Below are 21,159 nucleotides of genomic sequence, written 5' to 3'. Positions count from 1 at the left end.
CATTTCTCCTAATTATGTTGGCGTCTTTACGTGCGCCCGATGGTCAGAGCCGCACGCGCACCGTCGCACCGATCACGCGGGGGTCGCCGACTAGGCCGCTGACGAGGCCGGTGTTGAAGGCAGCCGGTTGACGCGACACCAGATAGTTTTTGTCGAACAGGTTTCGCGCCCAGATCGACAGGTCATAGCGGGTGCCGATCCGCGCGCCGATCCGGGCGTTCACCAGCGAATAGCCGGGAATAGTCGAGAATTTCGACAGGTTGGACGCAAAGAATATCCCGGAGCGATAGCTATAGTCGAGCCCCGCATATGTCTCGACATTGCCGCCCGCCGAATGGCTATATTCACCGCCAAAAGCGGCCGACCACTTGGGTGCGCCGGGCAGACGGCGATTGCTCAGGTCGCATGATGGCGCTAATATCTCGATAGGGCATGTCGACGCCTTGAAAGACAGATATTTGGCATCAAGATAGGTGAACGCACCATAGGTGGTCAGGCCCTCTATCGGGTTCAGGCCGCCTTCGATCTCGACACCCCGCGACCGCACCCTTCCTACGTTGGAGACATAGGTGGTCGTGCGAATCGGATCGTAGATGGTGGATTGGTAGTTCTTATCAATCGTCCAGAACCCGGCCACATTCAGCGTTAGCAGCTTGTCGGCCGTCTGCGTCTTCAGGCCGACCTCATAGTGATCGATGGACTCCGGCGCGATGACCTTCGGAACGTTGGCAGGCACGTTAGTTAGCGTAAGGCCACCAGATTTAAAGCCGCGCGACACTGTCGCATAGCCCAGTATCGCGTTGCTGAACCGAAAGGCAAGATTGGCCTGACCCGAAAATTTGCTTTCGCTCGTCTCGGCATCGTAGGCGTTAGGAGCCCCGAAAGCACCGCGAACGCCCTTTGCTGCGCCCTGATCCGCAGCGGAAAGGCCAGAGAGATCGGCTCCGCTGGTCGTCTGGACGAACGATCCGATCTTCTTCTCTTTGGTGTACCGACCACCCAGCGTCAGCGACAGCCGGTCATCTATGTTCCAGGTGGCTTGTCCAAAGCCGGCATAGCTGTCGACGCGCAGGCGGGATTTACCGGCAACCGCAAAGCCGTTGAGCGCGACCTGATTCACCGGCGTGTCGGCGCCCAGCAGCCAGATAGGCGCCGAAGACCCATAAGACGTCAGCGCATCGCTATCGAGCGACTGATGGAAATAGAAGGCGCCCACTACATAATCGATTGTGTTCTTGCCCGCGGAGCCCAACCGGATCTCCTGGGTAAACTGCCGCTGTTTGCTTTCAATATAGGCAGCCGTGAGGACGGGCAGAGCCGTGCCATCCGCATCGTTGCGGGGCTTCCAGTCCCAGAAGCGCCAGGCGGTGATGGATGTGATGGTGAATGAGGGCAGCGCCCAGTCCAGCTTTCCAGAACCTCCGCCCTGCTTCATGCGAATGCTGGGCTCCAGATCGGTATCAATTGTACGTGAATAGGGTTCAATCGGCGGCAGGACATAGCCCGCACGGGCCGCACGCACGGCAATTCCATTGGGGATCGTGCTGGTTACGCCAGCCGGTGTGGTGCGCTGTGTCGCGATATCGGTATTCACCGTGGCATAGCCTGCCTCATGCTGCCGGCCGTAGTCGCCGATCAGGCGTAGGGTGAGATCGTCGGTCAGCTTGGCAAGAACCTGGCCCTTTACGGAGAAATTATTGTAATCATTGATGTCCTTGCCCAAGGTGGTGTTATGCAGATACCCGCCATGCGAAGTCTGGGCAGCAGACAAGCGTATGGCGACACGGTCGTTCAGCGGAGTGCTGACCGATCCGCGAACCTGATAGTTTTCGCGTGAACCTATGCTGGCGTCCCCGCGGAACTCCGGTTCGAAACTGGGCTGACGCGTGTAGATGCTGAGAGCGCCTGCCGTGGTGTTCTTGCCGAAAAGCGTGCCCTGCGGCCCGCGCAAAAGTTCGATACGATCGATGTCGACCAGATCAAAGGTCGCCTGACCCGTCCGCGCATAATAGACGTCGTCAAGATAGACGCCGACGCCATTTTCCAACCCGTCGTTCTGCAGGCCGATATTGGCTCCCAACCCGCGGATATTGATGTTGGTGTTACGCGGATTCGTACCAATTATCTGAAGGCTCGGCGCTGCGCGCTGCAACTGCTCGATCGTAAAGATATTCTGCTTTTCCAGCTCCTCTCCACCGAACACCGACAAGGCGATTGGCACATCCTGCGGGTTTTCAGCGCGCCGACGGGCAGTGACCAATATTTCCCCCCCCTGCGTATCTCCCGTTTCGGCATCCACTGAGGCAGCCGCCTGTGCCGAAGATTCCTGTGCCCACCCTATCGTGGGCAGAAGACCGGTGGCAGCCGTCAAGGCGGCGATGCTGACGCCCGTTACATGGCGCGTGAGACCGATTTTACCCCGACGAATGGACATCATAACTCCCCCCGAATTCTCAATCGGCTGATCTCTATCGAAATAGTAGAGATAATGTCGAGAAAGCTTTCTCAAGTTCTTTGATAGAGATCATTTCTCGCTTTATGAACGGCGTCAATGTTCCATCGTCTGTCGCCAAAGGGATGCGGCAGGGGTGGAAAACCGTGAGTTTTTGTGGGGATAATGGATGATCGGGCATCGTTGCTGGGACTCGCCGAAACGCGCGCAGCAGGGACTGGGCGCTGGCGGGACCTGGACCCTCGGTCGGCTTTTGCGCGATCCGCTGCTCCACTTTCTCGCGCTGGGAGGCTTATTGTTTCTGGCTGGACTTGCCTGGCAGCGCACGCATGATGCCCGCCGCATAATAGTCGACACGTTCGCGCGCGAACGACCCGCGGTCGAATATCGGCAACGGTTCGGAGCATCACCGTCGCCACAGGCCTTCCGGGGCGTGATCGACGACTATGTCGCGGAAGAAGTGCTGTATCAGGAGGGGCTTGCCCGCGGCATCGATCGCGGCGACGAGATAATTCGTCGCCGCGTGATTCAAAAGATGCGCTTCCTTGAGGAAAATCGCTCGGTCAATCCGGTGCCGGACGACACCGTGCTGCGCGCTTATTTCGACCGCCATCAAAGGCATTATGCGACCGCAGCGGGCGTCACCTTCAGCCACATTTATTTTTCTGCCGATACTGGCAACCCGCGGATCCGGGCCGAAAAGGCACGCGCCTCGCTCGATGACGGTGGCAGGAGCGAGGGTCGCGTCCGTCAATGTTCTCTAATCGCGTTTGTCAAGCTGATGGCATCGGCGACCAGGCTCATGGTTCTCTTCGAGGTCAGAACGGATCCGCCTCAGCATGGCGTAGGATGGGTTGAACCGGCCAATGTGGTGTACGCGGTTGCCGACCGGGGCCGGGCACGCGCCTGTTGACAGTCGGAACTCGGTTCTCGCCATCGTCCTGGTCGGACGATCTCGGCAGCTCGATCGTTCGCTTAGGCTAAGCGGCGAGTGGTTGCGAAGTGCTGGTTGACCAGCGGAACTCCTCTCCAGTGGTCCACATGGCATGAAGCACGACGGCGAGCTTGCGGGCTACGGCCACTTTTGCCCGCTTGAAGCCGCCGCGCTTCGCGATGCGCAAGCCCCATGCCTTCAGTGCAGAGGGGCGCGCGACGCGGGTTAGCAAAGCGTTCGCCGCCTCATAGAGACTGCGCCTCAGGAAGTCGTCGCCCCGGCGCGATATCCGCCCCACCTTCATCGTTTCCCCCGATGCGTATATCTTCGGTGTCAGACCCAGATAGGCACCGGCGCTCGCCGATCGGCGGAACCGTGCGGGATCATCAATGGTGGCGACAAAGCCAAGCGCGGTGATGGCGCCCACGCCAGGTACGGTCATGAGGTGCCGCACGATGCCATTCCCGCGTGACAAGGATCGGACCTTTCCGTCGAGGATGGCGACCTGCGCCAGGATATCGACCCGCGCCTTCATTAGCGCCTCCAGAACGATGCGGATCGTCGGCGATGCATCGAGCTCGCCGGCGACGATCTCTGGCCTGCTGCCGTTTTGGTGGACACCGAGATAGGCTCAATTGTTGCGCGGCGATCTGAATGAGAAAGCGCGACAATCAAGATGAGAATCCAGTGTGTCGGGATCGGCGTAGGGCGTAGCCCGTAGCCGGTCCCGACACACTGGAGGCACTCTTTGCCGGGTGCCTGTGATGGTCGTGGTGGCCGCTATGCATAGGGTTTTCCGGGGAGGAGGACCTGGCGTGTGGCCGGCCGACACATCAACGATCATCAAGTGAGACTTTTCATGACCAACAGACGTTATGACCCCGTCGCGCTGGCGGCGGCGAAGGCCGGGTTCAGTCCGGCGACGGGCTATCGGGTTTTGCAGGACACCCGGCTGCCATCACAGCGGTCAACACCGCGCAGCCGGCGCCGACCCGATCCCCTTGCCGGTATTTTCGATGAAGTTGTCGTGCCGATGTTAGAGGCTGCCCCGGGCCTTCGGCCCGTAGCGATCTTCGAGGAGCTGCGGCGCCGATATCCTGAGACGGAGTTCGGCTCCCGGCGAACCCTGGAGAGGCGCATTCGCGACTGGCGCGCCCTGAACGGGCAAGATCGCGAAGTCATTTTCCGGCAAGTGCACGAGGCCGGGCGGCTCGGCCTGTCCGATTTTACGTGCATGGACGATCTGGGAGTTTCCATCGCCGGACAGCCCCTGGACCACCTGCTCTATCACTTCCGGCTTCCATGTGGCGGCTTCGAACACGGGCACATCATCCTGGGCGGCGAGAGCTTCGTCGCATTGGCCGAAGGGCTGCAGAACGCGCTCTGGTCCGCAGGCGGCGCGCCGAAGCTTCATCGTACCGACAGCCTCTCGGCCGCCTTCCGCAATCTGGACGCGGATGCCAGGATCGACCTGACCAAGCGTTATGACGCGCTCTGTGACCATTATGGAATGGAGCCCACGAGGAACAACCGGGGCGTTGCTCATGAGAACGGCGCGATCGAGAGTGCCCATGGCCATATCAAGGCTGCCATAAGGGATGCGCTGCTGCTGCGCGGGAGCGCCGACTTCTCCGACCTTGCCGACTATCGCCGCTTCATCGATGAGGTCGTAAATGCGCGCAGATGCAGCACCTCTGCCCAGTCATCCTCGATGGCTTTGACATTGACGGCACCGCCGATCAATTGATCGAGGGCGGCAAATTCGGTGCCTTGGGCAAGCGTGTGGAGCCGCCTCTCGCTGAGATCGCGAATGCGCGGAGCAAACCGGAAACCAAGTAAATGGCACAGGGCGAACACATGATCGACCGCGCCGGCAGTGTTGGTGGCATGCTCCTGGATCTCCAGTTGGCTCTCATGATTGAGCAGCCCGTCGATCACATGGGCGGCCTCGCCGGCGTTGGCGGCGATGACTTTGTTGTAGAACGGGGCGTAGCGATCCGACACGTGCGTGTAGAAAAGCACGCCGGACTCCGAGCCGTATTTGGCATTATAATCCGCGCGGCCCTCACCTTTGGCACCCGCTCGATAAAACTGCCCATCGGACGGTGATCCCGTTCCTGGCCCCCAAATTGCCGAATGGGGCAACGCGTGATGATGATCGACGATGGCTGCCAGGGCTGCGGAATAGGTCTCGTCGCGGATGTGCCATTGTGCGGTCCATATCAGGCGTGCGTGGGTCAACCCTTGCGAGCTTTCCGCCATGCGGCCGAGGCCCAGATTGGTGGCATCGGCCAAAATGGCGGCCATCAGCGCTTGCCCATCGTGGGACGGCGCCCCGTTTCGTACGTGCGTGAAACAATCGGCAAATCCTGTCCATACCCCCACTTCGGCCAGCAAATCGGTGATGCGTATGCGGGGAAGCAGGCCGTATAGCTGACGGCGTGCTGTCCCGTCAGATCGATGACCTGGAGCCGCAGCTCACCCGCCACGGCTACGACGCCAAGAGCCTGGCCGAGCAGTTCGATGCCCGCCCGCTGGAAATCCGCAAGCTTCTTCGGGGCGCGCTCGATCCAGCCCGTACCCGAGAACTCACCGATGAAATGAGGGCAGCCGGCCTGCCGCTCTGACCCAAGGACGAGCCGATCGTGCGCCGGCCTCGCCGTATCTTGGGTCCGTCGCAGTCAGCGTGGGTTGCGTCTCAATCAACGTGCGTCGCAGCGCCCCGCTAGTCTCACGCAATGTGCGTCAGAAACCGTCCATCATTGTGCGTCCGGCCGATCATCATTGCAGGCCGCTACACATAAGGGGCGACACATAAACACGGGCCAGATATGCGCTAAGCGCCGCCATCACCCTCGCGCATCGTAAACACCTGTTTGTCGTACATTACGACGAATGACGTGGCTTGGGACATTTCTGCCGGTCGGCGCCGTGACTGGGAACGTCGCGTTGCGCTGACACCGGCCATTAGTGGATTCGCTTGAGTATCTCTGGGTCTCGGGTTCGTTTGACCGGACGATGGCCATGATGTTGCCGATCGGGCCGATCCCTTCTCGCGCGTCGCATCCGTCTGAAAGTTTATGCCAACTGGTTCGGGGCTTGGTTCACCTGCGGTAGTGGCGCGCCTGCTGACCGGCGCCCTCGCGCGAGCCACTGTTATCCCAATCCGGCAGGATGATAGCTGCGATCAATCGCTAGCGTGACGATGCGCGCGCTCCCGTTCGCGATCGCCACCGCCGCACAGGCTACATCGCCGGTCGATGATCGGCGACGGACGGGATGTCCCCACCGTTCAAAGTTGAGCGGACCTGTGCAGCCTGATCGTCACCAAGAGTAGCAACGACTCGACAACGAACTCGGGCATTATGACCGGCGAGGCAGGTACGCCATCGAAGATGAAGCTGCCGACGCGCCCAAAGACGATTCCGGCAAGATAGATCATTTGGAGGCTCAATGCTGCGGGCCGTAAACGCGGCGTTGCCGCGCCGGCGAGCAAGCCCATGCCGATTGCGACATGCAATCCGCCAAAACCCGTCCGTTCGAGATGGTGCTCCATTTTACCGCCGGGGTCTGCATCGTAAAGCCCGTACATGATGTCGGGATCGACCCAATAGATCCCTCCAACGCCCACCAGGCTTAGCCCGATTGTCAGCAGCAGCCAGAATGTCCAATCGATCTTCATCAGATGGCCCTCATGGCAGGACGACGCCATGCTTGGCGGTAATGGTGTTTGTGATTTCCCAAAGCCTCGCCGCCTTTTGTCCGTCCAGCGCTAGTCGCTCGGGTGCATAGCGTTTGGGATTACGAAGCACGGCACCTGCCGCATCCTTTGCGGAAGCCTCGGACAGCACCCGCACGGCATTGCGCGCCGACAATTCCGGGGTGGTGCCGAACCTGCCCATCAGTCGCATGATCAGCGGCATGCCCGGATCGGCCATCGCCTTGGTCTTTGTAGAATTGACGCAGACCGCCGTCAGCGTCACCGGCCGTTCGGCCCAGCGTCTGGTCGCCTCTTGTGTGTGGAGGAAGCCAAGCAGATGCGTGCCAAGCACCGACTTGAAGAAGCTCCATTTACGCTGCTCGAACTGAAGATCGTCGAGATCGGGCATGAACAGCGTCGGGACATTGCCGGCGATATGCACGATGCGTCCGTCCCCTGAAGCGGCGAGCGGGTCGATGAGCAGCCGATTGAGCGCAGCCCGCGCAAGATACTGCAGGGCAAACGCGAATTCGAGGCCGTCGGATGTCGTCTGCTTGCCTTGAAATGCCGCCATCGCCGTGTGCATGACGCCATGGAGGGCCGGCTTCCACTTGCCGACCTCGGCGGCGACCTTAGCGATGCCGCCCACGGTCGACAGATCGCCGCTGACAAATTCGGCCGAGGCGGCGCCCGCCGCCTTTACCTCCGCCGCCGTCGCTTCCCCCGCCTCGCGCCCGCGGCCGACGATCAGGACATTAGCCCCTCTTTGCCCGATCGCGACGGCTGCGGCCCGGCCAATTCCCGCCGACCCGCCGAAGAAAACGAAATTACTATCTCTTAGCGAACGTTCCGCCATGACAATCTCCGTTAAAGGCAAAGGACATTCATCGGTCAAAGAAGTGCCATGGGATCATAGGGCACTGCGGGGGCGAACTCATGCTGCCACGCGCGCTTGTGCAGGTCCCAAGGGCTGGCACCGGCTTCACGCGCCGCCGCCAGTTTGTCGGGATCGACGTCCACGCCCAGCGGACGCCTGGCGAAATCAGGGGAGGTCTGCATATGTTCGATCGAACCCCAATTGTCCTCGAACTCGGCGAAATTGCTGACGTTCAACTCGATGCTGTTGCGGTCCGGATCTTCATAATAGAAGGCTGTCTGCGCGCCCTCATCGACCGACAGGATGGGCACGATACCCAGCCCCTTCAATCGCCTGTACGTACCGAGCAGTTCGTCGAGCGACCGATAGGCGAAGGCGACATGCTGCAGGCGCTGGTGCCTGGCGCGGTCGACATCGAAGCCGAGCCCCGGAATTTCGACCAGCGCAATCCGGTGATTGGCAGCGTCGTTGCTCAGCCATGCCGCGCGAGGGCGAAACTCCCCTTCAGGCGCGCCGATCGGATTTTCCGATTGATACACCAGCCGCATGCCCAGCACTTTGGCGTACCACATGGCGAGCCGGTCCATGTCGCCAGTGGTGAGGCCAACATGATGGAGCGTCGGGTGAATGGTCGTCTCGTCGTTGAACATGGCGATATCCCTTGCATTCGATCACAACGCAGCGGAGATGTCGTTTAAGACAACAGGTCGCAAGTAGGATGGAAAGTTGTCTGTTAGTATGGAAAAGCAGAGTAATGGCTGTTCCATTGGGTCCGGTGGCGACATGCATACGGAAATGCGGCGTGCGCTCGCGATCCTATCGGGCAAGTGGAAGCTGGAAATCCTGTGGCTGCTGAACGAGCGCGTGCATCGGTTCGGCGAGTTGCTCCGCTCGATCCCCGGCATAACGCAACATATGTTGACGGCGCAGTTGCGCGAATTGGAGCGGGACGGGTTGGTATCGCGGACCGTGTATGCCGAAGTCCCGCCGCGGGTCGACTATGCGATCACCACTAAAGCGCGTGGCCTCGCCCCTGTTATCGATGCGCTCATGGCGTGGTGGACGACATACACTGCTTGATTGCGTGCGGAGCGGCTAGCATTACAGTTGCATATTGATTGAAACTCTGAATCAATGGGTCTCCATGGTAAGGAGGCCGTGGATGACGGGTGCATCGATTGAGACCACGCTGGAGCTATGGGCATCGTCGCTTCGCGACGTGAAGGCTCGGATGCGCGACCTGTTCACGCAGGAACGCGTTGCAGCCTCAGCGAACCTTTTCCTGGATGGTTTGCTGGGTGACGAGCGCCGTAAGACGGGCTGGATGCGCGCAGAGGCGGCGGGTGATCCGGGGCCTTGGCGACAGCAGGCCATTTTGGGCCGGGGGCGCTGGGACGCGGACGGGCTTCGCGCGACACTGTGCGGGAGTATGTTGTCGAAAACCTTGGCACACAGGACGCCGTTCTGGTCATTGATGAGACCGGGTTCCTCAAGCAGGGCAAGGCATCCTGTGGTGTTGCGCGTCAATATACCGGCTCGGCGGGCAAGATCACAAACTGTCAGATTGGGGTGTTCGCCGCCTATGTATCGGCACAGGGCCATGCCTTTATCGATCGTGCGCTTTATTTGCCCAAGAGTTGGACCGGCGATCCAGCAAGGCTGGCTGCCACACACGTTCCCGAGACCATCGCCTTCGCCACCAAACCGGCTTTGGCTGTCGATATGATAGGGCGCGCGTTGGCAGCAGATGTGCCTTTTTCCTGGGTGGCGGCCGATGCGGTATACGGCGTTGGCGACATCGAGGGCGCGCTGCGCCGAGCCTGAAAAGGCTATGTTCTCGGGGTCAAATCCGATCATTACTTCGGCTCATGGGCAGGCAAGCCCATGGTCGCGGGCAAAGCGGAGGAGATTGCCCGCGATCTTGCGCCCGATGCATGGCAGCGCCTGTCTGCTGGCGAGGGAACCAAGGGCGCGCGGCTTCATGACTGGGCTTACTGCGAACTCGCCGATCTCGAAGCTGATGAATATGATGAGACGAAATCGGGACTTTGGACCCGGGGCCTTCTGATCCGCCGCAATATCAGCGACGGCGATCTCGCTTTCTTCACAACCTGGTGCCCCGCCGGGACAGGCATCCAGGCGCTTGTTTCCGTCGAAGGTCATCGCTGGGCAATCGAAGACAGCTTCGAAACCGCCAAGAACGAGCTTGACCTCGATCACAACGAAACGCGATCATGGCATGGCTGGCATCGCCACGTCTCGCTCGTGATGCTCGCTTTCGCCATGATGGCGGTGATCCGATATCGCGCCAACCACGCGACGCCCCCAAAAAGACTAAGGATGCCGACCATCAGGATCTGATCCGCTGGTCGATCCAGGAAATCCGGCGGATCGCCAACAAGCTGGCCCAGCGTCGTATCCAGCCCGCCTACATCATCGCCTGGTCATGCTGGAGACGAGCGCATCAGGCTGCCGCACGGCGCGCTCATATCAAGTCAAAAATGCAACTGTAATGCTAGTCTTCGGGTGCGATCGTGACGGTGAGGCCGTCCAGCGCGTCGCTCACCGGCACCTGGCATGACAGGCGCGACAGCTCGGTCTTGTGCGACGAACTGTCGAGCAGATCGTCCTCATCGCCGCTCTTGGCGGGAACCACGTCGACAAAGGCGGGGTCGAGATAGACATGGCAGGTCGCGCAGCTGCAGCAACCGCCGCACAGCGCCATCAGTTCGTCGACGCCATGCTCGCGCAGCGCCTCCATCAGCGACAGGCCGGTGGTGGCGTCGATTTCGCGGGTATCGCCGTTGCGCGTGACGACCGTTAGCGTGGGCATTCGTTTCCCTCTTCGATATGGTGACAATTGCTGGTGGGTCAGGCGGCGGGGCTGCCCGCCATCAGCCGCTTGACGATGTAGGACAGGACCGGTTCGTCCTTCTGGTTGTGGACGATGACTTCAAAGGTGATAACGCCGCGATTACCCTTCGATGTGGGTTTGACGTCCACCACCGCGATGGTGGCCCAGATCGAATCCCCGACACGCACCGGCGCCACCACCTTCGTGCTCACCTCCAGCAATGCCATGCCGGTGCCCTGCACCAGCGTCTGCATCTGCATCCCCTCGATGAAGCAATAGGTGAGGGCGGCGGGGACAGGACGGCCCCCCATCGCGCCGCCATGATCGGCGTCGATGAAAATCTGTTCCAGCATGCCGCTGGCGTTGATGAAGTTCACCAGATCCGATTCGGTGATCGTCCGGCGATGCGTGCGAAAGGCGGTGCCGACCGGAAGCTCGTTCCAGTATTTGCCCTGTGCGATGGGAGGCAGGTCGTTCATCGGTTCTCCAGTCGTCATTTCAGTCCGCACCCCGTTCGAGCAGCGCGCGCGCCTCGGGATCGCCATTCAGTGTTCGTGCGACCCGGTCCTCCACGCGCCAGCCCTGCGGCGTGCGGATCAGGCTCCAGTGATTGGCGACCACCTTCATCGTAAAGAAGCCGCGCGATGCGCCATGCCCCGAAACTTCGGTGAGTTCACCGTCCGGGTCGGGCGTTAGCAGTTGAAGGTAGCTGATCGCGGTTGCGCGGTCGCCGTCGAGTTTGATGAACGGATTGCCGCAGAAATGCGCGAGCCCGCCGTCCAGCGCCTTGCGATGGGCCGGGCCGACCGTGCTCTGCTCCATTTCGTCGAGCGTCAGCGATCCTTGGCCGTCGCTCCGCTGGAACACGGCATTGTCGGCCCACAGCCGACGCAAGAAACGCGGGGATCCGGTATCGGCGAGGAGGGGGTGGATCGCGATCAGGTTGCGGATTTCGGCCTCGTCCTCCAGCAGTTGAAGGCGGGTCTCGATCGACCGGGATGCTTCGGCGTTGGACAACTTCACTCTCCGGCCCGTCGCGACGTCGTGCCGCCGCAGTCTTTGCGCGGCCTTATGCGCAAGCGCGCGATAAAAACAATACAGAACGATGTTCTTGACCCAGAATTGTTCATCTGTGCTAGCTGTGGCGAGCGTACGCCGAAGCGCAGGGAGAGGGACGAGATGCAGTCGGAAAAATGCCCGTTTGCCGAGATGCGGGCAATCGCCCCCGTCGTGGAGATGGCACCCGGCACCTATGCGGTGACGCGCCATGCGGAGTGCCGCGCGATCCTGATGGACTGGCAGACCTATTCCGCGCGCGTCGGGGAAAACAACATGTTCGCCGTGTTCGGCCCCAGTCCGGCGCAGGAAGAGATCGACCGGATCATGCAGCGTTACCCCGAAACCCCGGTGCTGATGCGCGCCGATCCGCCCGAACATACGCGGGTGCGCGACCTGGTGAAGAGCGTGCTGACCACCGCGGTGGTGCGGCAGATCGAACCGCAGATCGAGGCGCTGGTGCGCGAATTTGCCGATCGCTGGCTGAAATCGGGGCAATGCGAATTCGTGTCCGGCTTTGCCGCGCTGTTGCCCAACGCGGTCACCACCAGCTTCCTGGGATTGCCACCGGAGGCGCGCGGCAAGACCAAATTCTGGGCAGACGAGGTGATGTCGCGGTTCGAAGGGCCGCAATCGCCCGAGCGGCAGATCGCGGTGGCGACCAGCATCGCGGAGATGGGTGATTTCTTCTACGCGGAGATTGCCGATCGGCGCGCCAATCCGACCGATGACCTGATTTCACTGCTCGCGCACACAGAGATCGACGGGGACCGGCTGGCGGATGCAGCGATCGTCAACGTCATCGAGACGTTCATGATCGGCGGGCACGAAACGACCACGTTCCTGCTTGGCAATGCACTGTGGCGCCTGGCGAACGACCCTGATCTGGCCGAACTGCTGCGCGAGAGCCCGGAGAAGATTGCGCCGTTCGTCGAGGAAATGCTGCGGCTGGAGGCGCCAGCGCGGATGGCGATGCGTTCCCCCACCCGTGACGTCGAGATCGGCGGGGTGCCCGTCCCGGCGGGCGCGACATTGCTGGTCATGCTGGCGTCCGCCAATCGCGACGAGCGCATATACGACGCGCCCGATGAGTTGCGGATCGACCGGCCTCGGCCGGACTCGACGCCGGGCACACGGCACCTGGCGTTCGGTTATGGCGCACATGCCTGTATCGGCCTCCACCTCGCGCGGGCCGAGGTCCGGATCGCGCTAAACTATCTGCTTCCCCGCATGCAGCAAATCGCACCGGCATCCGACGATCCGATCGAGCGGCTGGACAATGTGCAACTGCGCGGCCCGATCCGGCTCAACCTGAAGTTCGACGCCCGCGCGATGGCGGACGCGGCGTGAGCGGCACGGTCACGATCGCCGTCATCGGCGGCACCGGCAGCCTGGGTGCCGCGATCGCCGGACGGCTGGCGCGGGCGGGCCATCGGGTGGTCGTCGGATCGCGCGATGCTGAGCGGGCGCAAGAGGGCGCAGCGGCGATCGGCCCGGACGTCATCGGCATGTCGAACGCAGACGCCGCCCGCGCCGGCGACCTGCTGATCGTCGCGGTCCCCTTTGCTGCGCAGCAATCGACGCTGGCGGAGATCGCGCCGGGCGCGGTGGGCAAGATCGTCGTCGATACCACCGTTCCGCTGGTCCCGCCAAAGGTGATGCGCGTGCAACTGCCGGCCGAGGGCAGCGCCGCGGTCCGCGCGCAAGTGCTGCTGGGGGAGGGGGTGCGCGTCGTATCGGCATTGCACAATGTCGCCGCCGACCGGCTGGCGAGCGGGGAGGATGTGGCGTGCGACGTGCTGGTGTTCGGCGACGATCGTGACGCGCGCGCGCAGGTCGTGACACTGATCGAGGCGATGGGGATGCGCGGGCTGCACGCCGGGTCGCTGGCGAATTCGGCCGCCGCCGAAGCGATGACGTCGGTGCTGATCTTCCTCAACAAGACCTACAAGGTTCACGGCGCGGGCATCCGCGTGACCGGCAATCTGACCATCCCTGAATGAAGCAGGCGAGATCGTGACGACCCTGAACACCGATATCGCCGCCTACGACCTGTCGGCGGCAGAGATTGCGGCTGCTGTCGGCCATGTCGACGGACCGGCTGCTGGCGGACAGCGAAGCGCTGACGCTGAGCGGCTTCGGCGGGCGCGTGACCTATTCGCGCAAGGTGTTCATCCCGCTGACCCGGCTGTGCCGCGACGTCTGCCATTATTGCACCTTTGCGACGACGCCGGCGCGCGCCGGACCGGCCTACCTCCCGCATGACGAGGTACTTGCGATCGCGCGACAGGGCGTTGCGGCGGGATGCCGCGAGGCGTTGTTCACGCTGGGCGACATGCCGGAGGCGCGCTACCCGGCGGCCCGTCGGGCGCTGGAGGAGCTGGGCTACCCCACGACCCTAGCCTATCTCGGTGCGATGGCGCGCGCAGTGCTCGACGAGACCGGATTGCTGCCGCCCCTCAACCCCGGATTGATGGACGCCGCCGACTATGCCGCGCTGCGCCCGCATTCGGTGTCGATGGGCATCATGCTTGAAAGCACCGCCCAGCGGCTGTGCGAGCGCGGCGGCCCGCATTTCGGATCGCCGGACAAGCTGCCCGCGCGGCGGCTGCGCGCGCTGGAGGAGGCCGGGCGCGCGAACGTGCCGATGACCACCGGCTTGCTGATCGGGATCGGCGAGACCCGGATCGAACGGATCGAGGCGCTGCTGGCGATTCGTGCCCTGCACGATCGCTACGGCCATATCCAGGAAGTCATCATCCAGAATTTCCGGGCCAAGCCGGGGACGCGGATGGCGGCGGTGGCGGAGCCGTCGCTGGACGAGCATCTGTGGACGATCGCCGCCGCACGGCTGGTGCTGGGCGCGGGAATGAGCATCCAGGCGCCGCCCAATCTGCACGCGATGGCGACGCTGGGCGTGCTGCTCCGCGCTGGCGTCAACGATTGGGGCGGGGTGTCGCCGGTGACGCCCGATCATGTGAATCCCGAAGCGCCGTGGCCGCATCTCGTTGCGCTGGCCGATGCCACCGCCGCAGCGGGGCGATTGCTGGTCGAGCGGCTGGCGATCGGGCCGGACCATGCGCTCGATGCGGCGCGCTGGGTCGATCCGAAACTGGCGCCCCGCGTACTGCGCGCGATCGACGCACGCGGGCTGCCGCGTACCGCTGGCTGGCATGCCGGGACGGGTGTGGCGGTCCCGGTCATCGCGGCGTCGGTGATCGCGCGCGTCGATCCGATCGTGGAGCGGGTGCTGGCTAGCTCGGCGGCGGGCGAGCCGTTACAGGAAAGCCATATCGTCGCGCTGTTCGAGGCGGAAAATGCGAGCCGCGATGCGGTGATCGCCCGTGCCGATATGCTGCGCAGCAAGCAGGTGGATGAGAGCGTCACTTATGTCGTCAACCGCAACATCAACTACACCAATATCTGCACCTACAAATGCGGCTTCTGCGCCTTTTCCAAGGGTAGTTCGAAAGGGGTGCGCGGCGCCGCCTATCGGCTCGATTTCGCCGAGATCGGGCGGCGCGGGGCCGAAGCGGCGGCGCGCGGCGCGACCGAAGTGTGCCTGCAGGGCGGTATCCATCCGGCCTATGACGGACACACCTATCTGGACGTGGTGCAGGCGGTGCGGGAGGCAGCACCGGATATCCATGTCCACGCCTTTTCCCCGCTCGAAATCCTGCACGGGGCGCAGACGCTGGGACTGCCGGTCGCGGAATTCCTGGCCCAGCTCAAAGCGGCGGGCCTGTCCACGCTGCCGGGCACCGCCGCGGAAATTCTCGACCCTGAGGTGCGCGCGATCCTGTGCCCTGACAAGCTGACCGGGGATGAGTGGATCGGGTTAATGCGCGCGGCGCACGAACAGGGGCTGCCCACCACCGCGACGATCATGTTCGGGCATGTCGACCACTACCGCCACTGGGCCCGGCATTTGCTCGCCGTGCGGGGGCTGCAACAGGAGACGGGCGGATTCACCGAATTCGTGCCGCTTCCGTTCGTGCATATGGAGGCGCCGATCTGGCTGCGCGGCAAGGCGCGTTCGGGGCCGAGCTGGCGCGAGGCGCTGTTGATGCATGCGGTCGCGCGGATCGTGCTGGGCGATGTCATCCCGAACATCCAGGCATCCTGGGTCAAGCTGGGGCCGGACGGCGCGGCGCAGGCATTGCTGGCGGGCGCCAACGATCTGGGCGGGGTGCTGATGGACGAATCGATCACGCGGGTGGCGGGAGGCGTCAACGGCCAGTGCCTCGATGCGCGCGGCATGGCCGATCTGGCGGCGTCAATCGGGCGGACGGCCGAGCAGCGCACGACGCTGTATGGCCGCGTGACCAGCGCGAGCCTTGTCCATGCCTAGCAGTCGGCTGATGCTGGTCGCACCCGAGGGCCTGCCGCGCATCGAAGCCGGCGATGACCTTGCCGAGATCTTTCTTGCCGCGCTCGCAGGCGAAGGCTTGGCGCTGGCGGACGGTGACATCGTGGCGGTGGCGCAAAAGCTGGTGTCCAAGGCGGAGGGGCGGCTCGTTCGGCTCGCCGACGTGTGCCCCGGTCCAGCAGCACTCGAGCTGGCGGCTGAATCGGGCAAGGATCCGCGCCTCGCCGAGTTGATCCTGTCCGAAAGCAGCGAGGTCATGCGCGTGCGCACCGGCTTCATCATCGTGCGGCACCGCCTGGGACTGGTGCTGGCAAATGCCGGGATCGACCAGTCCAATATCGACCATGAAGGCGCAGAGTCAGCATTGCTGCTGCCCGTCGATCCCGATGCCAGCGCGGCGGCGCTAGGTAAGGCATTGCGTGCGCGAACCGGCGCGGAGGTTGGCGTGGTGATCATCGACAGCATCGGGAGGGCATGGCGCAACGGGGCGATCGGCACCGCGATCGGTGTGGCGGGGATGCCGGCGCTGCTAGACCTGCGCGGTGTCCATGACCTGTTCGGTCGGCCGCTCGCGACGAGTGAGCTGGGGCTGGCCGATGAGGTCGCCGCCGCCGCGTCGATACTGATGGAGCAGGCGGCGGAGGGGCGGCCGATGGTTCTCCTGCGTGGCCTGGCAATGAGCGCGGGGGCAGGGCGGGCATCCGACCTGGTCCGCAACCGCGCGATGGACCTGTTTCCATGATCGTCGCGCTGGCCGGGGGCGTCGGCGGCGCGAAACTGGCGCGCGGGCTGGCGGCGATCCTTCCGCCGGAGGAGTTGACGATCGTCGTCAACACCGGCGACGATTTCGAGCATTTCGGCCTCAATATCTGTCCCGATATCGATTCGGTGATCTACACGCTGGCGGGGCTCAACGACCCGGTGCGCGGCTGGGGGCTGGCGGGCGAGAGCTGGCAGTTCATGGACGCGGTCCGGGCGCTGGACGGGACGGCGTGGTTCAACCTGGGCGACCGCGATCTCGCGACTCATGTGCTGCGGACGCAGTGGCTCGCAACGGACTCGCTGTCCGTCGTCACCGGGCGCCTTGCCGCCCGGCTGGGCGTGCATCATCCGATCGTTCCGATGAGCGAGGAGCCGGTGCGCTTGATCGTACTGACCGACGCGGGCGAACTGCCGTTTCAACGCTATTTCGTCGACCATAAGGCGCAGCCGAGGTTCCGGGCGATTCGGTTCGAGGGTGCGGAGGCCGCGCGCCCGGCGCCGGGCGTCATCGCCGCGCTGGACAGCCCGTCGCTGCGCGCGATCCTGCTGTGCCCGTCGAATCCGTGGCTCAGCATCGCGCCGATCCTGGCGGTGCCGGGGATCGCCGCCGCGCTGCGCGCGCGCCGCGTGCCGCTGGTCGCGCTGTCCCCATTCATCGGCGGGGAGACGGTGAAGGGGCCTGCGGCGAAGATCATGCGCGAGGTGGGCAGCGCGCCGTCACCGGCGGCACTGGCGGCGCATTATGGCGACCTGCTCGACGGGCTGGTGGTGGATCGCGCGGACGGGGTCTCGGAACCGGATGCATCTCCCGCAATTCTGGCTACGGATATCCTGATGCGCGATGCACAGGATAGTCGGCGGCTGGCACAGGAGATCGTGGCGTTCGCCGCGCGGATCGGCTCCGGCGATCGGAGCCGCTGAGATGCCGCTGCGCATCGTCATTGCGGTCCACCCGCCGGAAGAGGGCAAGAGCCGACTTGCCTCGGTGCTCTGCGACGCGGAACGGTATGACCTGAACCTTCGGCTGTACCGTCAAACGCTGCGGGCGTGCATGGCGGTCGTGGCGCCAGAACGCTGTCATGTCGTCAGCCGATCGCCCGCGTTGCTGCGTGAGGCCGCACAAGCGGGCATGAGCGCGCACCCCGAGGAAGGGCGCGATCTGAACCTCGCGCTTACACAGGGCGCGATGGCGGCACGAGCGAATGGCGCCACCTCGGTGCTTTCGGTGAGCACCGACCTTCCGTTGCTGCAACCGGCCGACCTGGAGGCGATGATCGCCGCAGGCGAAGCCTCGGCGGTCGTCATCGCGCCGGACCGCTCCGGTCTCGGAACCAATGCGCTGCTGGTCCGGCCCCCGCTCGCAATACCCTATCGCCATGGAATCGACAGCTGCCGGCACCACGTCCTTGCGGCGCAGTCAATCGGCGTTGAGCCGCTACTGATCCAGCGGCCCGGACTCGCCGCAGATCTCGATCTGCCGACGGACCTTCGCGCCTTCGATGAGGCGCGCTAGTAGAGGAACTTCGCCACTTCTTCCGACAGGACCGTCAGCTTCTTGGTCATGCGCGCAACGGCACGACCGCGGCAAAGCTCGCGGAAGGTCAGCGCGGTAAGCGAATAGCCGATATTGCCCGCGCCATCCTCGACCGGGACCGATACGGTCAGTACGCCGGCAGAGAAATCGCCGTCGTCGACGGCGTGTCCGGTATCGGCAGCCTTTACCGCGTCATCCCAATAGCTTTCGAACTCGGGCTTGTTGAACCACCGGGTCTCCGCATACCTTCGGCGGATTTCCGCCTTGGACAAGCCGAGCCGGGTCGCCAGCAGCCGCCCGGTCGATCCCAGCAAGACGGGAAACCGGTCCTGCACCTGCAGGTAGATGCGGACATTGCCGCTGCCATGCTCGGTTGCCACCAGCACATTGCGGTCGAGCGACACGCGCTCCCACAGCGCGACCGTAGCATTCTGCTCCCGCGCGAATTCCGCCAGCCGCTCGCGCGCCGCCAGGATGCGCCCTTCCTGGCTCATCATCCCGGCCGTCAGGCCCAGCAGGCCCGCGCCGCGCTTGTATGTCTTGCCCGCCTGGTCGAAGCTCAGGATATTCTCTGCGACCAGCGTGCGCAGGATATTGAAGCAGGTGCTGGCGTTGATCTTCAGGTCGCGTGCGATCTGGGTCGATGTGCTCGACTTACCGTCGCTCAGATGCCGCAGGATGCCGATCGCATTGGCAACCGGACGCACCGGAGTCTTGAGCTCCAGCGCCGCCGAACCGGCCCATTTGGCGTTGACCATCTCGGACGCAGGCGCCGGGGTAGCACGTGACGCACGCGCGGGCGCCTTCGCGGTTGCGGCCGGCGCTTTCGCAGACCCGGCCGGCACCTTTTTTGCGCCGGACCCGCGCGTCTTTCGGGTCGCGGGCAAATCACTGCTTTCGGACAATTTGGCTCGGTTCCCTCTGTTCTGACCCGGCGCGCCGGGGGATCAACCAGACCTGCGCCACAGCAGTTACTGGGTGATGCAAGACAACGTCAATAACACATAGAAGGGACGCCATGCATTGGCAAATAGCGAACCGGGATCAGTGGAACGCGCCGCCGCCCGCATTGACATGCTGCCCCGTGACCCATCCGGCATCGTCGCCCAGCAACATTAGGATGACGTTTCCGACGTCCTGCGCAACGCCGAGCCGCCCCAGCGGGGTGATCGACTTGACCAGTTCGTAGCGTTCTTCAGGAACGGTGGACGCCTGCAATCCTTCGGTCACCGTCATGCCGGGCGCCACGCTGTTGACGGTGATGCCGCGATGGCCAACCTCCTTTGACAGCGTCTTGCAATACATCTCGATCGCCGACTTGCAGCCGGCATAAGCGCCCGTGCCGGGATAGACGACGCGGGTGGTGGAGGAGGACAGGCCGATCAGGCGCCCGCCGTCGTTCATCCGCTTCGCCCCCTCGCGAAACATGAAGAAGGTCGACTTGGCGTTCAGCGCGTTCACTGCGTCGAACAACTCCTCATCGGTATCGAGGAAGGTGGCGTGCCGGATATTGCCGCCGGCATTGGCGATTACGAAATCGAGCTTTCCATGCGCCGCCTCCGCGCCGTCGAACAGCTCGAGGATCGCCGAAACCTTCATGATGTCGGCCATCACGGCGACGGCCTTGCCGCCGAACGCGGCAATTTCCTCAAGCACCGCATCGGCGTTGTGACGATCGCTTTCGCGTGGATAGTTGATCGTCACGGCCGCGCCGCGCCGCGCCAGCTCGATCGCCACGGCCTTGCCGATGCCTTGCGACGACCCCGAGACGAGCGCGGTCTTTCCCTCAAACTGCTTCACTGATCTTCTCCTTGAAATCCCGTGCTAGGCGCGCTGCACCATGCCCGCCGACATCAGCGTGCTGGTCAGCCCGCCATCGACGGGCAGATTGACGCCCGAAATCTGAGATGCCGCGTCGCTCAGCGGGAACACGATCGCTCGCGCGATATCGGCCGGCATGCTCATGCGGCGCAGCGGAATGGTCGATTCGCGCGCGCGCCGCCTTTCCGGGTCGGCGAACGTATCGTTGTTCATGCCGGTCAGCGTTGGTCCGGGCGACACGCAGTTGCAGCGGATGCTGTCCGGACCCCATTCATTCGCAAGTTGCCGCACCAGCATCAGCAATGCGGCCTTGCTGGGCGCATAGAAGCTGCAACCCGGCGTCGGGTCGCTGGCCGCCATCGAGGCGGTGGCGACCAGGCTGCCGCCGTTCGCGCGCAGATGCGGGTAGGCGGCCTGCGCCAGCAGCCAGGTTGCTCGGACGTTGAGTGCGAACGACAGGTCGAAATCCGCAAGCGTGGCGTCGGCCAGCGATCCGCGCGGGAGCAGGCCGGCATTGCTTACCAACCCGTCGATCCCGCCCAGTTCGCGCATCGCCGTTGCGACGACCACTTCCCCGCAATCCGGGGCGGACAGATCGGCAGCCAGTGTCGATACGCGATCGCCATGCTGCGCCGCGATACGCGCCAGCCCGTCTCCGTTGAGATCCACCAGCAACAGGCGCGATTCGGCGTTCTCGAGTAGTTGCTCCACCACTGCCTCGCCGATTCCGCTGGCCGCGCCGGTGATGATCACACGCATATTCTATCCTCTCCGAATGTCCGCGACATATTGCCATTAGG

Annotated in this window: 19 protein-coding genes and 4 pseudogenes; 11 read left to right on the top strand and 12 right to left on the bottom strand. The window is 63.5% G+C overall.

Going from position 1 to position 21,159, the window contains the following annotated elements; translation table 11 throughout:
• Nucleotides 1–43 precede the first annotated feature (43 nt).
• Entirely contained in the window at nt 44–2,437 is a 2,394-nt protein-coding gene (locus tag ACFFDA_RS12065) for a TonB-dependent receptor (protein ID WP_404478894.1), read from the bottom strand.
• Between the two features lie 184 nt (nt 2,438–2,621).
• Here ACFFDA_RS12065 and ACFFDA_RS12060 point away from each other — a divergent pair, with 184 nt between their 5' ends.
• A complete protein-coding gene (locus ACFFDA_RS12060) occupies nt 2,622–3,365 on the top strand; it encodes a hypothetical protein (RefSeq protein ID WP_404478893.1) in 744 nt (247 codons plus the stop codon).
• 67 nt (nt 3,366–3,432) lie between these two features.
• Here the strand turns inward: ACFFDA_RS12060 and ACFFDA_RS12055 are convergent, their stop codons facing one another.
• Entirely contained in the window at nt 3,433–3,921 is a 489-nt protein-coding gene (locus ACFFDA_RS12055; RefSeq protein WP_404478892.1) for a transposase, read from the bottom strand.
• Nucleotides 3,922–4,203: 282 nt separating this feature from the next.
• Here ACFFDA_RS12055 and istA point away from each other — a divergent pair.
• Nucleotides 4,204–5,097: pseudogene (gene istA, locus ACFFDA_RS12050) on the top strand (IS21 family transposase); the annotation flags it as partial.
• Here the strand turns inward: istA and ACFFDA_RS12045 are convergent.
• Nucleotides 5,061–5,828, bottom strand: a pseudogene (locus ACFFDA_RS12045) (Tn3 family transposase); the annotation flags it as partial. The pseudogenes istA and ACFFDA_RS12045 sit on opposite strands and share 37 nt — an antisense overlap.
• Here ACFFDA_RS12045 and ACFFDA_RS12040 point away from each other — a divergent pair.
• A pseudogene (locus ACFFDA_RS12040) lies at nt 5,825–6,013 on the top strand (AAA family ATPase); the annotation flags it as partial. The pseudogenes ACFFDA_RS12045 and ACFFDA_RS12040 sit on opposite strands and share 4 nt — an antisense overlap.
• 665 nt (nt 6,014–6,678) lie before the next feature.
• Here ACFFDA_RS12040 and ACFFDA_RS12035 read toward each other — a convergent pair.
• Genes ACFFDA_RS12035 through ACFFDA_RS12025 form a run of 3 tightly spaced genes read right to left on the bottom strand, consistent with a single transcriptional unit; the run spans nt 6,679 to nt 8,613 of the window.
• Entirely contained in the window at nt 6,679–7,068 is a 390-nt protein-coding gene (locus ACFFDA_RS12035) for a DUF4345 family protein (protein ID WP_404478891.1), read from the bottom strand.
• A 10-nt stretch (nt 7,069–7,078) separates the two neighbouring features.
• Nucleotides 7,079–7,942 carry an SDR family NAD(P)-dependent oxidoreductase gene (locus ACFFDA_RS12030; protein ID WP_404478890.1) on the bottom strand — a complete coding sequence of 288 codons (864 nt, stop codon included), beginning with the start codon at nt 7,940–7,942 and terminating at the stop codon, nt 7,079–7,081.
• A 35-nt stretch (nt 7,943–7,977) separates the two neighbouring features.
• On the bottom strand, nt 7,978–8,613 hold the full coding sequence (locus ACFFDA_RS12025) for a VOC family protein (RefSeq protein WP_404478889.1): 636 nt from the start codon (nt 8,611–8,613) through the stop codon (nt 7,978–7,980).
• Between the two features lie 88 nt (nt 8,614–8,701).
• On the opposite strand from ACFFDA_RS12025, the gene ACFFDA_RS12020 reads away from it, so the two are divergent.
• Both ACFFDA_RS12020 and ACFFDA_RS12015 read left to right on the top strand, forming a co-directional pair.
• The gene (locus tag ACFFDA_RS12020) at nt 8,702–9,043 is read left to right on the top strand and encodes a winged helix-turn-helix transcriptional regulator (protein WP_404478888.1); all 342 of its coding nucleotides are present in this window, start codon (nt 8,702–8,704) and stop codon (nt 9,041–9,043) included.
• 64 nt (nt 9,044–9,107) lie between these two features.
• A pseudogene (locus tag ACFFDA_RS12015) lies at nt 9,108–10,324 on the top strand (IS701 family transposase).
• Nucleotides 10,325–10,478: 154 nt separating this feature from the next.
• On the opposite strand, the gene ACFFDA_RS12010 reads toward ACFFDA_RS12015, so the two are convergent.
• The 3 genes from ACFFDA_RS12010 to ACFFDA_RS12000 are packed head-to-tail and all read right to left on the bottom strand — an operon-like array spanning nt 10,479 to nt 11,834.
• On the bottom strand, nt 10,479–10,796 hold the full coding sequence (locus ACFFDA_RS12010) for a ferredoxin (protein WP_404478887.1): 318 nt from the start codon (nt 10,794–10,796) through the stop codon (nt 10,479–10,481).
• Between the two features lie 38 nt (nt 10,797–10,834).
• Nucleotides 10,835–11,296, bottom strand: a complete 462-nt coding sequence (locus tag ACFFDA_RS12005; protein ID WP_404478886.1) for a MaoC family dehydratase — start codon at nt 11,294–11,296, stop codon at nt 10,835–10,837.
• Between the two features lie 19 nt (nt 11,297–11,315).
• Complete coding sequence (locus tag ACFFDA_RS12000; RefSeq protein ID WP_404478885.1) at nt 11,316–11,834, bottom strand: nuclear transport factor 2 family protein; 519 nt, start codon at nt 11,832–11,834, stop codon at nt 11,316–11,318.
• A gap of 54 nt (nt 11,835–11,888) precedes the next feature.
• On the opposite strand from ACFFDA_RS12000, the gene ACFFDA_RS11995 reads away from it, so the two are divergent.
• The 6 genes from ACFFDA_RS11995 (at nt 11,889) to cofC (ending at nt 18,517) form a co-directional block, all read left to right on the top strand.
• Nucleotides 11,889–13,223, top strand: a complete 1,335-nt coding sequence (locus ACFFDA_RS11995) for a cytochrome P450 (RefSeq protein ID WP_404478884.1) — start codon at nt 11,889–11,891, stop codon at nt 13,221–13,223.
• Nucleotides 13,220–13,876: an NADPH-dependent F420 reductase gene (gene npdG, locus ACFFDA_RS11990; RefSeq protein WP_404478883.1), complete on the top strand. Its 657-nt coding sequence runs from the start codon at nt 13,220–13,222 to the stop codon at nt 13,874–13,876. The genes ACFFDA_RS11995 and npdG overlap by 4 nt, the downstream gene beginning before the upstream one ends.
• Before the next feature lie 83 nt (nt 13,877–13,959).
• Complete coding sequence (cofH, locus tag ACFFDA_RS11985) at nt 13,960–16,224, top strand: 5-amino-6-(D-ribitylamino)uracil--L-tyrosine 4-hydroxyphenyl transferase CofH (protein WP_404479252.1); 2,265 nt, start codon at nt 13,960–13,962, stop codon at nt 16,222–16,224.
• A gap of 10 nt (nt 16,225–16,234) precedes the next feature.
• On the top strand, nt 16,235–16,984 hold the full coding sequence (cofE, locus tag ACFFDA_RS11980; RefSeq protein ID WP_404478882.1) for a coenzyme F420-0:L-glutamate ligase: 750 nt from the start codon (nt 16,235–16,237) through the stop codon (nt 16,982–16,984).
• Nucleotides 16,981–17,925 (top strand): 2-phospho-L-lactate transferase, encoded by a 945-nt coding sequence (cofD, locus tag ACFFDA_RS11975; protein WP_404478881.1) that lies wholly within the window; start codon nt 16,981–16,983, stop codon nt 17,923–17,925. The genes cofE and cofD overlap by 4 nt, the downstream gene beginning before the upstream one ends.
• Before the next feature lies 1 nt (nt 17,926).
• Nucleotides 17,927–18,517 (top strand): 2-phospho-L-lactate guanylyltransferase, encoded by a 591-nt coding sequence (cofC, locus tag ACFFDA_RS11970; RefSeq protein ID WP_404478880.1) that lies wholly within the window; start codon nt 17,927–17,929, stop codon nt 18,515–18,517.
• Here the strand turns inward: cofC and ACFFDA_RS11965 are convergent.
• The 3 genes from ACFFDA_RS11965 to ACFFDA_RS11955 form a co-directional block, all read right to left on the bottom strand.
• Nucleotides 18,514–19,296, bottom strand: coding sequence for an IclR family transcriptional regulator (locus tag ACFFDA_RS11965; protein WP_404478879.1), 783 nt, complete (start codon nt 19,294–19,296; stop codon nt 18,514–18,516). The genes cofC and ACFFDA_RS11965 overlap by 4 nt on opposite strands.
• A gap of 286 nt (nt 19,297–19,582) precedes the next feature.
• A complete protein-coding gene (locus ACFFDA_RS11960; protein ID WP_404478877.1) occupies nt 19,583–20,338 on the bottom strand; it encodes an SDR family oxidoreductase in 756 nt (251 codons plus the stop codon).
• A 24-nt stretch (nt 20,339–20,362) separates the two neighbouring features.
• Nucleotides 20,363–21,118 (bottom strand): SDR family NAD(P)-dependent oxidoreductase, encoded by a 756-nt coding sequence (locus tag ACFFDA_RS11955; protein WP_404478876.1) that lies wholly within the window; start codon nt 21,116–21,118, stop codon nt 20,363–20,365.
• Nucleotides 21,119–21,159: the final 41 nt, after the last annotated feature.

This window comes from Novosphingobium sp. BL-52-GroH (genome assembly GCF_044813085.1).
Taxonomy (GTDB): domain Bacteria; phylum Pseudomonadota; class Alphaproteobacteria; order Sphingomonadales; family Sphingomonadaceae; genus Novosphingobium.
This window is presented reverse-complemented; position numbering and strand designations above follow the sequence as displayed.